The organism is Pseudomonas brassicacearum (assembly GCF_003732225.1).
GTDB lineage: Bacteria > Pseudomonadota > Gammaproteobacteria > Pseudomonadales > Pseudomonadaceae > Aquipseudomonas > Aquipseudomonas brassicacearum_E.
In genome coordinates, this window is sequence record NZ_MOBJ01000005.1 from 253299 (window position 1) to 266896 (window position 13598).

Here is a 13598-nt window from a genome sequence, read left to right on the forward strand (position 1 = left end):
AAGAAGTACCAGGTCAGGCGGACTGGTTGGCATTACGGTTTACCCGGAGGGTGGTATGGGAAGCACCGCATAACGTGCCTCATATCGTCCCGCCACCATCTCATTCCATGCCGCTGGCCTTTTTTCTGCATGCAGAACAACCGTCACGTCGAACCCGCATCATCGGTCGAGCCGACCTAAGGAAAGAACTACCGTGAATATCAATTGGGCTGAAAAGCTTCGCCAGAGCGTCCATGAGTTGGCCGGATCGCTGGGCAACCTGTTCGTTGAGACGTTCCATTACCTGGCGCTGTTCGCCATCGGCGCAGTCACCGCCTGGGCTGCGGTGGCGGAGTTTTTGCTGATGATCAAGGAAGGTGACATCAAGATCGATGACATCTTGCTGCTGTTCATCTACCTCGAGCTGGGAGCGATGGTCGGGATTTACTTCAAGACCAACCACATGCCGGTGCGCTTTCTGATCTACGTGGCGATCACCGCGCTGACGCGCCTGCTGATCTCCAACGTGTCGCACCACAACCCGCCGGACATCGGGATCATTTACCTGTGCGGCGGGATTCTGCTGCTGGCGTTTTCGATTCTGGTGGTGCGCTATGCCTCTTCGCAATTCCCGTCGGTGAAGATCGCACACCCGCAACGCAAGACCGGTGCGGGCTCCGGCGAACATCCGGAAGTCGAGAAGGGCGAGCTTTAATGCCTTGCCGGCAGGGGGCGTTGACCCTTGCGTGACGGCGGTGGCAGCTTGAGGTTGTCGCCGTCGGTCATGGCTTCGAGGATCGCCATGGCGCACTGACCCTGTTGGATAGCGATGCCAAACTGAATGCTTTGCACCAGCCGTTTCAGGCGTTGCGGGTCATTGCGTTGTTCGGCGCTGATCATCCGTTTGGCGACGATTCGGCCGGCGTTGGAAAGGGTCAGCATGATGCTGCCATCGAGCCCCTGAATACTCAGGTTGATCTGATAATCCGGCGCAAAAGCGTCGGTAATCAGTTGGAATGGGTTATCCATAATGCGTCACCGCTTGATTGGATCGTGCAGTTATTGACCGGCCGTGATCAGGATTGGTTCGCTTTTCCAGACCATCGGCAATCCTCCGTAACGTTCGCTCCTCTACTCCTACGGACAAAGCAAGGGGCATGCCGGCCCTGTTTTGGGCCAATAAAAAGGCGAGCTCAATGGCTCGCCTTTTTCATTCATGGTCGGTTTCAGGGCATGACGGAGTAGATGATCGCTGACAGTGCGATCAGGCCGATCAATACCACGAACATGTTCGAGGCTTGCCCCGAATACTGGCGCAGAGATGGCACCCGGCGGATCGCGTACATCGGCATCAGGAACAGCAAGCAGGCGATCACCGGCCCACCGAGGGTCTCGATCATGCCCAGGATGCTTGGGTTGAAGGTCGCCACGGCCCAGCAGCTGAGGATCATGAACAGCGCGGTGGCGCGGTTCAGCCAACTCGCCGACATCACCCGGCCACGGCCGCGCAGGCTTTTCACGATCAGGCCCTGGAAGCCTTCGCTGGCGCCGATGTAGTGGCCGAGGAAGGATTTGGTGATCGCCACCAGCGCGATCAACGGCGCGGCATAGGCAATAACCGGGGTCTGGAAGTGGTTGGCCAGGTACGACAGGATCGAGATGTTCTGCGCCTTCGCTGCCGCAAGGTCTGCCGGTGACAGGGCCAGCACGCAGCTGAAGCAGAAGAACATCACCGTCAGCACCATCATGCTGTGGGCGATAGCGAGGATGCCGCTGCTTTTTGGCTCGGCCTGGGCGCCGTAACGCTGTTTCTGATCGACGGCGAAGGCGGAGATGATCGGCGAATGGTTGAACGAGAACACCATCACCGGGATCGCCAGCCACAGGGTTTTGAAGAACAGCGGCAGCGGCATGCCTTCACTGGCCGAGGCGAAGAACGCGCCGTTCCAGTTCGGGATCAGGCTCACGCCGAGCAACAGCAACGCCGCGACAAACGGGTACACCAGCACGCTCATGCATTTGACGATCACGCCCTGGCCGCAACGCACGATCGCCATCAGGCCCAGAATCAGCGCCAGCGACAACACCGCGCGGGGTGGCGGCGCGATGTGCAACTGATGCTCCATGAAGCTGCTGAGGGTGTTGGTCAGCGCCACGCTGTACACCAGCAGAATCGGGAAAATCGCAAAGAAGTACAGCAGGGTGATCAGCTTGCCGGCACCGATGCCGAAGTGTTCTTCCACCACTTCGGTGATGTCCCCGGAACGCCCGGACAGCACGAAGCGGGTCAGGCCACGGTGAGCGAAGAAGGTCATTGGAAAGGCCAGCAGTGCCAGCACCAGCAACGGCCAGAAACCGCCGACGCCGGCGTTGATCGGCAGGAACAGCGTGCCCGCGCCAATCGCCGTGCCGTAAAGGCCGAGCATCCAGGTCGTGTCGTGTTTGCTCCAGCCTTTGCTGGTTGTTGCGGTACTGCGGGGCAGTTCTACAGCAGGATTATCGGCAGCAGGTGTACGTACATCGGTCATCGTTTTTGCCTCGTTATTATTTTTACTCGGGCTCACGTCAGGCAGGCCGCTTCTAGCGACGTGCCGGGGGCGGTCAGGGAATGCTCGTCAACATTCCACCCAGCTCACCGCCAGGCCGCCCCGTGAAGTCTCTTTGTATTTGTCGTGCATATCGGCGCCGGTATCGCGCATGGTGCGGATCACCCGGTCCAGGGAAATGAAGTGTTTGCCGTCGCCGCGCAGGGCCATTTGGGTGGCGTTGATCGCCTTCACGGCGGCAATCGCGTTGCGCTCGATGCATGGCACCTGAACCAGCCCGCCGACCGGGTCGCAGGTCAGGCCAAGGTTGTGTTCCAGGCCGATTTCGGCGGCGTTTTCCAGTTGCTCGGGCGTCGCGCCCAAGACGTCGGCGAGCCCGGCAGCCGCCATGGCGCAGGCAGAACCGACTTCGCCCTGGCAGCCGACTTCGGCGCCGGAGATCGAGGCGTTTTTCTTGCAGAGGATGCCCACTGAGGCGGCGGCGAGGAAGAAGTCCACGACATCGTCGTCGGACGCGTCGGGGTTGAACTTCATGTAGTAATGCAGCACCGCCGGGATGATCCCCGCTGCACCGTTGGTCGGTGCGGTGACCATGCGTCCGCCGGCAGCGTTTTCTTCGTTGACCGCGAGGGCGAACAGGTTGACCCACTCCATCGCCGAGAGGGTCGAACTGATCACGTTCGGCTTGCCGATTTCCAGCAGGCTGCGGTGCAATTTCGCGGCGCGGCGCGGAACATCCAGGCCACCCGGCAGGATGCCTTCGTGGCGCAAGCCTTGTTCGACGCACTCACGCATCACCGACCAGATATGCAGCAGGCCTTTGCGGATTTCCGCATCGCTGCGCCAGGCCCGTTCGTTGGCCATCATCAGCTCGGAAACCCGCAGGCCGTGCTGGTTGCACAGCGACAGGAGTTCGACGGCGGTGGAAAAGTCGTACGGCAACACCACGTCGCTGGCCGCCGGCACGCCCGACTCGGCTTCGGCCGCTTCGACGATGAAACCGCCGCCAACCGAGTAGTAGGTCTGTTCCCATAGCTGGCCGTTTTCGTCAAAGGCTGTCAGCGACATCGCGTTGGGGTGGTAGGGCAGGCTTTCGTCGAGCAGCAGCAAGTCGCGCTGCCAATCAAAGGCAATGTTCAGGCGGCCGGCCAGCAGCAGTTCGCCGTTTTCACGCAACTGCTGGATCCGCGGACCGATGCAGCTCGGGTCGATGCTGTCAGGCCATTCGCCCATCAGGCCCATGACGCAGGCGCGGTCGGTGGCGTGGCCGACGCCGGTGGCGGAAAGCGAGCCGTAGAGACGGACTTCCACACGCCGGACTTGCTCCAGCAAACCCTGGTCAAACAACGCTTGGGCGAAGGTCGCGGCGGCGCGCATCGGGCCGACGGTGTGGGAGCTGGACGGGCCGATGCCGACTTTGAAGAGATCGAAAACACTGATAGCCATGCTAAAGCCTTACAAGCAATGGAGTAGGAATCGCTGCCATTTTTTGTAGGACAAGCGCAATGTCGGCGATACTGCCTACCTCGGTCAGTCGTGACCAACGAAACTTCCTAAGACAGGCTTTAGTAGGACTAAACGATGAGTCGTCAATTTCATGCCCAGACCTACGTCTGGCTGCATGTGTTTTCCTGTGCGGCACGCCACTTGTCGTTCACCCGCTGTGCCGAAGAACTGCACATCACCCCCGGCGCCGTCAGCCAGCAAATTCGCCAGTTGGAAGAACGCTTGGGTTTTCGCCTGTTTCACCGCCGCGCCCGGGGTGTCGAATTGAGTGCCGAAGGCCAGCGCCTGGCGATCACCGTCAACGAGGCCTATGGCAGCATTGACGCGGAATTACGCCGGCTGGACGCGGGGATGATCAGCGGCATCCTGCGTTTGCGCTCGATCCCTTCGTTTCTCGGCAAATGGCTGACGCCGCGCCTGCCGCGTTTGCAGCAGCGCTTTCCGGATATCCAGTTGCGGCTGGTGGCCGAGGACAGCAGCGTGGCGCTGCACGAAGGTGACTTCGACCTGGCCATCGATCTGAACGACGGGAGCTACCCGGGATTGTTATCCACAGCCTTGCTCGATGAGCAGATTTTCCCGGTCTGCGCGCCGAGCCTGCTGCGTGGCCGACCACCGCTGCATGGGCCGGCGGATCTGGTGCATTTTCCGTTGTTGCACGACATCACCGCCTGGCGCGGCAGTTATGAATATGCGGAATGGGAGTTTTACCTGAACGCCATCGGCTTCGACGGTGCGGACGTGCGGCGCGGGCATACCTTCAACCGCAACCACCTGACCATCGAGGCGGCGATTGCCGGAATGGGCGTGGCCATTGCCCGGCGGACCTTGCTCAACGATGAACTGGAGCGTGGCACGCTGATCGTGCCGTTTGGCGTCGCGGTGCCCAATTACAAACGCTATGTGTTGCTGTATTCACCGGGTGCGCTGAGCCATCCGGGCGTGCGCGCGGTGCATGACTGGCTGGTGGAGGAGGCGGAGATTTTTCGCGGAATGCACCCGTTGGGCGAGGGGCAATTGTGAGGATTTGTTGCGGCGTTGCAGGGCTACCCAACTCCCGACATTAACAGCGCTTTTGTCGGTTGTCCGGCTTTTTTTGCGTATGAAAATTTATCTTTTTTTAGGGGTTGAATTGTTTCTCCGTCTGCCCAACTCTGTAATCAAGAGGTCACGGTCACCCAGGTTTCAAACACTGCACCGGACCTCTCGCGAGCTAGCTGAAATAAGGGATGAACTATGCAAATCCAAGTCAACAGCGATAACCATATTCAAAGCAGCATCCGACTGGAGGAGTGGGTACGTACTACCATTGAGAGCACGCTCGAACGTTACGAAGAAGACCTGACACGGGTCGAAGTCCACCTGCGGGACGAGAACGGCGATAAACCCGGTCCACACGACATGCGCTGCCAGCTTGAAGCGCGGCCTAAAGGCCACCAACCGGTTTCCGTTACTCATAAAGCCGCCACACTGGAACTGGCCATCGATGGGGCGGCCGCCAAGCTTGAACACGCGCTGGAACACCTGTTCGGCAAATTGCGCGGTAAACGCGCCAGCGTAACGCCGATCAGCTCGGGTGCGCATGCCGATGCGCTGCTTGAAGAAGAATTTCTCGAAAACGAACAGGCCGCGCTCAATAGCTGACGGCTGAAACACCCTTACCACCCCAATGAAAACGGGCCTGCATTTGCAGGCCCGTTTTGGTTTGTGTCTTGAATACTCTCCTCTGGGGGCCGGCTTGCACTGCAATTGCGGGTAAGGCCAGCGTGTCCCACGCTCCTGCAAAAAAACTGGAACATCCCGCATATATCGGCTTTTGACAACCAGCGTTGATCGTCGGAGTGTTGCAGCGTCATTGAGTCTTTTGCATATGAGAATATTTATCATTAATATTGGCGCACCGTTGACCCTGCGCAGGGCATGGACCACGTTGAGTCGACCTTTGATGAGCACCACGCCACCCGAATCCCAGAACGTTGACGGCACCGACAGCCCGGGCGGCCGCGCGTATTTTTTGCAGGTGTTTTTGTCCCAGCGTCCGCAAATGGAAGCGTTGGTCAGTCGGCGAGTGGGCTGTCGGGCGACGGCTGCCGATCTGGTGCAGGACCTGTTTTTGCGTTTCTGGCGCCGACCGCTGGTGCAAGTCGAAGAACTCAGCACTTACCTGCTGCGCTGCGCCGGCAACATCGCCATCGACCATCTGCGCAGCGAAGGCGCGCGGGTCCGGCTCAACGAAGGCTGGTTGCCCGAGCAACAGCACACCCTCAGCATCGAGCCGCAAGCCGCGCTGGAAGCCGGCAATGACCTGCGCCATGTCGAGGCGGCGTTGCGCGGTTTGCCCGAACGTACCCGGCAGATTTTTCTGCTCAACCGCATTCACGGGCGCAAATACGCTGAAATCGCCAAGGCCATGGGGCTTTCCCAAAGTGCCGTGGAAAAACATATGATGCGCGCCCTCGAAGCCTGCAAGGCCAGTCTGCGAGAACCTGAAACGCGCACGCCAGGGAAAGCACCGTGAATCACACCGCTCGCGTCACTCCGACGCCCGCTCAGGAGCAGGCCGCGCTGGCCTGGCTGAGCCTGTTGCATGATCAGCCGAGCAGCGGCGATCAAGCCACGTTCAGCCGTTGGCTGCAGGCCGATCCGGCGCATGCCGAGGCCTACGCTCAAGCGCAGGTGGTCTGGGAATTGAGCGAAGTGCCGGCCCGCACTCTGGCCGAGGAAGAGGCGTTTGCCTTGCAGGGTTATCTCAATGCGATGCACTGCTCCAGGCGTTCCAGCGTGCGGCGTTGGTCTGGCGGCTTGGCCATGGCCGCCTGCTTGCTGTTGATGGTTTCGATAGGCGCCGGTTGGCAGCCGTCGCGTTGGTTCGATGATTTCGGCGCCGACTACGTCTCGGCGCCGGGCGAAGTGCGCAGCGTGACCCTGGCCGACCACTCCCAAGTCACCCTCGATGCCGACAGCGCCATTGCCGTGGATTTCAGCCACGGTGAACGGCACGTTCGACTGCGTCGCGGTGCGGCCTTTTTCAGCGTGACACATACCGGCGAGCCCTTTGTGGTCGATGCCGGAAAGGGCGAGGCGCGGGTACTCGGCACGCAGTTCGAAGTGCGATTGCAACCGGCAGGCGCGCAGGTGACGGTGCTCTCGGGACGCGTCGGCGTGACACCAGCCAAGGGCGCCGAGCAGCAGGTGCTGACAGCCGGCCAGCAAGTGGCCTACGGCGCCGGCACCGCGGCAAAACTCCACGCCGTCGGCAGTGAAGCGCAACTGGCGTGGCGTCAGGGCTGGCTCAATTACTACAAGTCACCCTTGGCCGATGTGGTGAAAGACCTCGGTCGGTATTACCCGGGACGAATCATCGTGCTCAACGACGACCTGGCCGCACGACGGATCAGTGGCAGCTTTCCGAGCAAAGACCCGCAAGCGGTGCTCGATTCCCTGCAAGGGGTGTTGGGGTTCGAGCAGCATAGCCTGCTGGGACGGGTGATTATTCTGCGCTGAAGATGAGGGCGATGTTCGAGTCCTCACGATGCATTATTCAATCGTCATCTCAATGGCCCCGTTCTGTAACCTAAACGTTACAACTCCCGAGGATGATCTTCGCATTCCTGAGCAAATGGTCAGGAACAGCCGGAGGGCGCTTCATCGTTCAGATGATTGAATAACAGGGAGAGGTGCGATGCGCAGTTGGGATGTTACCCACAAGAAAAAAGCTCACATCGAGATCATTCCGATGATCGACGTGATGATGTTTCTGCTGGTGTTTTTCGTCTTGATCAGCCTGAACGTGATTCCGGCCGTGGGCATCAAGACCCAACTGCCGGTCGCCAGTCAGGCGCAACAACTTAAACCGCAGAACAAAGCCATCATTACTCTTGGCCTCGACGAGCGTCTGCAACTCGACGGTCAGGACATCAACGAAAGTACCTTGCTTGCGCAACTTAAAGTGCTGAATAACAGCGCCGAGAAGTTGGTCATCATCATCAACAGTGATCAGGGCGTTGAAGTCAAACGCCTGGTGTCGGTGATGGATTTGCTCAAGGGCAATGGCTTCTCCTCCGTTTCTATCGCCACGCGCAAGACCTGACGCCATGTTCAGTCTTTATAAAGCTCGCCAATGGATCGCGTGCCTGCTGCCGGCTTGCCTGGTGGTTATCGTGATCTACACCAGCCAGTTGCAGAGTTTGCAGATCAAACCGGTGTATGACGACAGCACGGTCGAGATCGCACTGATAGACGCGGCCGAGTTGCTGGCCGCCGTCGAACCGACGCCCGAGCCTCCACCCATTGAGCCCGAAGCGCCGCTGATCGAGCCTGAAGTGGTGGAGCCGGTAGTCATCGAACCACCTAAACCCAAACCCGTGGCCAAACCCCGGCCGCCAGCGCCCAAACCCGTGGTAGTCAAGCGGACAACAGCGCCTGCCGCCCCCGCAACCATGGCTAAAACTGCTGCGCCGGCACCGGCGCCAGTGGTTGCGGCAGCGCTACCAAAACCCGCCACAACCGTTGCAACAGCGGCCTCGGCACCGAGCAATGCAGCGCTGGAAAGTGTGTACACCAGCGCGCTGCGCAAGGAGCTGGAAAAGCACAAGCAATACCCCAGCAGCCGCGAAGCGTCACTGCAACGCCCGCATGGCGATGTGGTGATCTGGCTGGAAGTCGACCGCGCCGGCAACGTGTTGAACAGTGGTATCGAAAGCAAGGCACCGAACATGTTGCTCAACCGGGCGGCGCAAACCAGTTTGCGTCGGGTTGAGAAAGTGTCGCCATTCCCCTCCGATGCGTTTTCCGGCAAAGACAAACAGCGGTTTACCGCGACGTTTAGCTACAACCTGGAATAACCCGCCATCCACTAACAGATAGATGTATGTAAGGGATTACCCGTGAAGATCAATAAACTCTATGCCCTGCTTTTAGCATCGGGCCTGGGCGGCGTTGCGCCGTTGGTACTGGCTGATGACTCGGTAGATGTCGGCGCGGTGAATGTGACCGGCAAACAAACCCTGGGCAACGGCCATATGATCAAGGAAGAAAGTGCCAAGTCGCGTTCCACCGTGACCAAAGAAGCCATGGACGAAATGGCGCCCACCGCCAACGCTCTGGACAAACTCAAGTACACCCCGGGGATCAACGTTTCCAGCACCGATGCCAGCGGTCTGAGCGGCACCAACTTCACCATGCGCGGGATGAACTCCGATCAGGTCGGCGTTTCTTCCGACGGGTTCCCGATCAATGATTCGGGTGACTACAACATTTACCCGAACCTGCTGGGCGATCCGGAAAACCTCGCCGAAGTCTTCGTCACTCAGGGCTCCTCCGAGGCTGATGGCCCGCACATCGGCTCGAGTGGTGGCAACATTGGACTGGTGACGATTCGTCCACAGAAGGATCCCGGCGTCTTCGTCAAACAGTCCCTGGGTTCAAACAACCTGCACAAGACCTTCGCGCGGATCAACACCGGTGATCTGGGCGGCTTCAAGACCTGGGTTTCGGCGTCGCATACCGAGGGCGACAAGTGGCGGGGCAAGGGTTCGCTGCTGGCTGACAAGGTGGAGTGGAACACCTTGTTCGAGGACGGCAATGGCAACTCGACCAACGCCATCGTCAAATACAACCGGCAGGAAAACTACAACTACAACACCCTTAGTAAAGCGCAGTTCGAGAACCAGGGGCGACGTCTGGACTACGCCGAAAACACCGTCTACAACAAGGCCGGTCAGGTGTTGCAGTCCTTCAAGCTCAACCGCAACCCCTTCGAAAGCGTGACGTCTTCGATCACCCAGCGCTTTCAACTGCGCGATGACCTGAGCCTGACGTTCAACCCGTATTACGTCTGGTCCAGCGGCGGCAGCTACAGCGGCCAGACCTCCACGGCACTCTCCAGCACCTCGGACAAGGCCGGCAACTTTGACCTCACGGGACTGGGCGCCAATACCTACTACCGACCGTCCTGGACCGAGACCTGGCGCCCCGGCATGACCAGCAAGCTGAAGTGGGACATCAACGATGAGCACAGCCTGGACGTCGGCTACTGGTACGAGCGCGCTCGACAGCGCCAGACCCAGCCGTTCATCGCGATCGATCCCGGCGGCAGTCCGGTGGATATATGGGGCGACTATGGCGCATCCAGTCAATTGGTCGACCGAAACGGCAAGACCGTTCAGGGCCGCCATCAATACACCGTGACCCCGGCGCAAAAACTGTGGATTCAGGACACCTGGCTCGCCACGCCAGACCTGACCTTGACGGGTGCACTGGCTTACCAGTATGTCGAGCGTGATGGCGACAACCTTGGCAGTCTGACCGACAAGCCGGAGAAGAAAGACGCCCGCTACCACGAGTTCCTGCCCAGCTTCAGCGCCAAGTACCAGATCGATGCGCGCAACCAGACGTTCTATAACGTCACCCGCAACATGCGCACCCCGCCTAACTACGTGCTGTACAACAAGGGCGATTCCATCAGCCTGAAACCCGAGTTGAGCTGGAACCAGGAGCTGGGCTGGCGGTACAGCGAAGAGGCCATGGCGCTCAGCGCGAGCCTGTTCTACATCACTTTCAAGGATCGGCAACTGTCGACCACCGACCTCAATGGCGACTTTGTCGTGGCCAACGTCGGTGAAGTGACCAACAAAGGCCTGGAGCTGGAGTGGAGCGGTTTGCTGCCGCACAACTTCAACTATTACGCCTCGTACACCTACACCCGCTCCGAGCAGCAGGACGATTTCAAGAACAAGGGCGTGTTGCTGCCGACCTCCGGCAAGCAACTGGCCAACGTGCCGCAGAACATGTTCAACCTGAGCCTGGGTTATGACGACAGCCGCTTCTACGGCAACGTCGCGGGCAAGTACGTGGGCAGTTACTACGGCGATTTGACCAACGACGAGAAGATTGCCGGGCGCACCGTGGTCGACCTGAATGCCGGCGTGTACCTGCCGGTGGACAAGAAGGTGTTCAAATCCGCGACCCTGCGATTCTCGATGCTCAACGTGTTCGACAAGGAATACCTGTCCTCGGTGCGCACCGTGTCGTTCAACTCGCAACCCACCAATGGCCTGGCCCCGAGTACCGCGTACTACAACGTCGGCGAAGAACGCACGGCCGTGGTTTCGCTGGAAGCGGCTTTCTGATTTCGCTGAATTCGTTCTGACCCGAGGGATTACCGATGGACATGGATCTGCTGCACGACCTCACCTTCTACACCCTGTACGGCGCGGCTGCGATTGCCGCTTTCATCGCCGTCGAACGCGGAATTTACTTCAGCTTCAGCCTGCGTCAGGCGAAAAAACTGGAAACGGTGCTCAACCCAACCATGCACGCCGTCGAGGACCTGCCCGCCGCGTTGCGCCAACGCAACAGCCTGCCACTGGAAATGCTCGAAACGCTATTTGCGCATAAACAAGGGCTGGCGACGCACAAGGATCTGGAAGACCTCAGCGAGTCGATCTACATTTCTACCCGCAGCAAACTGATGCACGGTTTGTGGCTGCTCGAAACTGTGGTTACCGCAGCGCCATTACTGGGGCTGCTGGGGACGATTCTGGGGATCATCGACACCTTCAAGGCATTGGCCGAGACCGGTGTTTCGGACCCGGGCGAAGTCTCCAAAGGCATTGGTACGGCGTTGTATGCCACGGCGCTGGGGATCGCCGTCGCGTTGGGCAGCATGATTTTCCACAACCACTTTCAGGACCGGGTCGAGCGTATTACCGACCATCTGAAAATCCTCCTGCTGCGTGCCGGTATGGGAACTACGCTGAAACAGGTTGAAGTGCCGCAAGCGATACACGGCCAACTGCATCCGGCCTGACCGCCACACTTCTACAGATAATGATTAGCGAACAAGGATGAACTCATGTCACGCCATTCCCTGCCAAGGCTGCTCAGTGCAGTCGCCCTGGCTGTCGCCGCGCTGGGCGGTTGCGCCCATGTTCAGCCGCCAGCCCAACCGGTTGCCGTGAACATCGTGGCGATCAACGACCTGCACGGTTACTTGCAGGCCAACCCGTATTCGGTTCGTGACAGCACGGCCGCTGACGGTGTGCGCATGCTCAAGGCCGGGGGCATTGCGACCCTCGGCGGGATGCTGACGCAACTGCGCAAGGACGATCCGCAGTTGCTGTTCATCGGTGCCGGTGACCTGGTGGGCGGCAGTCCGCCGCTGTCGGCGATGTGGGCCGACGAGCCGACGCTCGAAGCGTTGCGGCACATGGACATGAAACTCAGCGCCATCGGCAATCATGAGCTGGACAACGGCAAGGCGGAGTTCCTGCGTCAGCTCAATGGCGGCTGCGAATCCATTCGTCCGACCAAGGCCTGCCAGTTTCGCGCCAGCTATCCCGGCAGCGGTTTCCCCTATCTGGCGGCGAACCTGATCGACACCGATACCGGCAAAACCCTGTTGCCGCCGTACCGTATCGAAGAGGTCAAAGGTCAGAAGATCGCTTTTGTCGGCGCGGTCCTGCGCGATGTGGCGTCAGTGGTCAGCGTCAAGGGCATGCAGGGTTTGCGTACCGAGGACGAAGCCGAGTCGATCAATCGGCTGATTCCCGAGCTCAACCGCCAGGGCGTCAATGCGATTGTCGCGGTGGTGCACCAGGGCGGCTCAACCCCCGAACCCTACGACAAACAGGACTGCAGCCAGCTGAGCGGCGATATCGTCGATGTGGCCAAGCGTCTTGATCCGGCAGTCGATGTGTTGATCACCGGGCATTCCCATAAGGGCTATCTGTGCAAGGTCGGTTCTCTGCTGGTGACTCAGGGCAGTTCCTATGGGCATCTGATGACCCACCTGACGCTTGACGTAACCCCCGGTCAGCATCGGGTCACGCGCATTCAAGCGGCCAACTTGCTGGCCGATCCGGCGCAGTATCCAGCCGATCCGCAGATGCTCGCCTTGCAGCGGGAAGTCGAAGCACGCAGCAATAACGTGCTGCTCAAACCCGTCGGCGCCATCGCGGCTTCACCGATCACTCGACGTGCCAATGCGGCGGGGGAGACGCCGTTGGGTGACTTGATCGCCGATGCCCAACTGGCGGCTGGCGCTGCACATGGGGCGCAGATCGCCTTCATGAACAACGGTGGTATTCGTGGCGACCTGGCCCTGGAGCCAGGTCTCAAACGCCTGAACTATGGGCAGGTGGCGACGGTGCAGCCGTTCAACAACACCCTGATCGCCTTCGATCTGAAGGGTCGGCAACTTGAACAGTTGCTCAATCAGCAATGGAAAGCAGAAGGCGACGTGAATGTGCTGCAAGTCTCCAAAGGCTTCAGCTATCGCTGGGATTCCACGCGCCCGCTGGACAGTCGGGTGATCCCCGGCAGTGTTCGCCTCAACGGTAAGCCGGTGCAGCCCGAGCGCACTTATCGCCTGGTGCTGAACGGCTTCCTGGCCGACGGTGGCGATCGCTTCAGTCTTTTCAAACAGGGAATCAACCGTCGGGATTTGCAAGTGACGGACCTGGATAGCCTGATCGACTACCTGCACCGCATGGATCAAAAAGGCCAACCCGTTGGTTCGACGCAAAGTGCAGGGCGCATCGTGAAGGTGAAATAGGACTGCCAGAC

13 protein-coding genes are annotated in these 13598 nt (G+C 59.6%); 10 read left to right on the forward strand and 3 right to left on the reverse strand.

Annotated elements, in window-relative coordinates; genetic code table 11:
- Positions 1-193 precede the first annotated feature (193 nt).
- Entirely contained in the window at positions 194-694 is a 501-nt protein-coding gene (locus BK659_RS06745) for a phosphate-starvation-inducible protein PsiE (protein ID WP_054595739.1), read from the forward strand.
- Here BK659_RS06745 and BK659_RS06750 read toward each other — a convergent pair.
- The 3 genes from BK659_RS06750 to BK659_RS06760 all read right to left on the reverse strand — a co-directional run bounded on the left by BK659_RS06750 (position 691) and on the right by BK659_RS06760 (position 3971).
- On the reverse strand, positions 691-1008 hold the full coding sequence (locus BK659_RS06750) for a DUF3509 domain-containing protein (protein ID WP_123424314.1): 318 nt from the start codon (positions 1006-1008) through the stop codon (positions 691-693). The genes BK659_RS06745 and BK659_RS06750 overlap by 4 nt on opposite strands.
- A gap of 197 nt (positions 1009-1205) precedes the next feature.
- The gene (locus BK659_RS06755; protein WP_123424315.1) at positions 1206-2507 is read right to left on the reverse strand and encodes a serine/threonine transporter; all 1302 of its coding nucleotides are present in this window, start codon (positions 2505-2507) and stop codon (positions 1206-1208) included.
- 87 nt (positions 2508-2594) lie between these two features.
- Entirely contained in the window at positions 2595-3971 is a 1377-nt protein-coding gene (locus BK659_RS06760; protein ID WP_123424316.1) for an L-serine ammonia-lyase, read from the reverse strand.
- Positions 3972-4106: 135 nt separating this feature from the next.
- On the opposite strand from BK659_RS06760, the gene BK659_RS06765 reads away from it, so the two are divergent.
- The 9 genes from BK659_RS06765 to BK659_RS06805 all read left to right on the forward strand — a co-directional run bounded on the left by BK659_RS06765 (position 4107) and on the right by BK659_RS06805 (position 13587).
- Positions 4107-5054, forward strand: coding sequence for a LysR substrate-binding domain-containing protein (locus BK659_RS06765; protein ID WP_123424317.1), 948 nt, complete (start codon positions 4107-4109; stop codon positions 5052-5054).
- A 213-nt stretch (positions 5055-5267) separates the two neighbouring features.
- On the forward strand, positions 5268-5675 hold the full coding sequence (locus BK659_RS06770) for an HPF/RaiA family ribosome-associated protein (RefSeq protein WP_123424318.1): 408 nt from the start codon (positions 5268-5270) through the stop codon (positions 5673-5675).
- A gap of 301 nt (positions 5676-5976) precedes the next feature.
- Positions 5977-6549 carry an RNA polymerase sigma factor gene (locus BK659_RS06775; RefSeq protein WP_123424319.1) on the forward strand — a complete coding sequence of 191 codons (573 nt, stop codon included), beginning with the start codon at positions 5977-5979 and terminating at the stop codon, positions 6547-6549.
- A complete protein-coding gene (locus BK659_RS06780) occupies positions 6546-7535 on the forward strand; it encodes a FecR family protein (RefSeq protein ID WP_123424320.1) in 990 nt (329 codons plus the stop codon). The genes BK659_RS06775 and BK659_RS06780 overlap by 4 nt, the downstream gene beginning before the upstream one ends.
- 178 nt (positions 7536-7713) lie before the next feature.
- The gene (locus BK659_RS06785; protein WP_123424321.1) at positions 7714-8121 is read left to right on the forward strand and encodes an ExbD/TolR family protein; all 408 of its coding nucleotides are present in this window, start codon (positions 7714-7716) and stop codon (positions 8119-8121) included.
- A gap of 4 nt (positions 8122-8125) precedes the next feature.
- Positions 8126-8875, forward strand: a complete 750-nt coding sequence (locus tag BK659_RS06790; RefSeq protein WP_123424322.1) for an energy transducer TonB family protein — start codon at positions 8126-8128, stop codon at positions 8873-8875.
- 42 nt (positions 8876-8917) lie between these two features.
- Positions 8918-11161, forward strand: coding sequence for a TonB-dependent receptor family protein (locus BK659_RS06795; RefSeq protein ID WP_123424323.1), 2244 nt, complete (start codon positions 8918-8920; stop codon positions 11159-11161).
- Between the two features lie 35 nt (positions 11162-11196).
- Positions 11197-11841 (forward strand): MotA/TolQ/ExbB proton channel family protein, encoded by a 645-nt coding sequence (locus tag BK659_RS06800; protein ID WP_123424324.1) that lies wholly within the window; start codon positions 11197-11199, stop codon positions 11839-11841.
- Between the two features lie 45 nt (positions 11842-11886).
- On the forward strand, positions 11887-13587 hold the full coding sequence (locus tag BK659_RS06805) for a bifunctional metallophosphatase/5'-nucleotidase (protein WP_123424325.1): 1701 nt from the start codon (positions 11887-11889) through the stop codon (positions 13585-13587).
- Positions 13588-13598 lie beyond the last annotated feature (11 nt).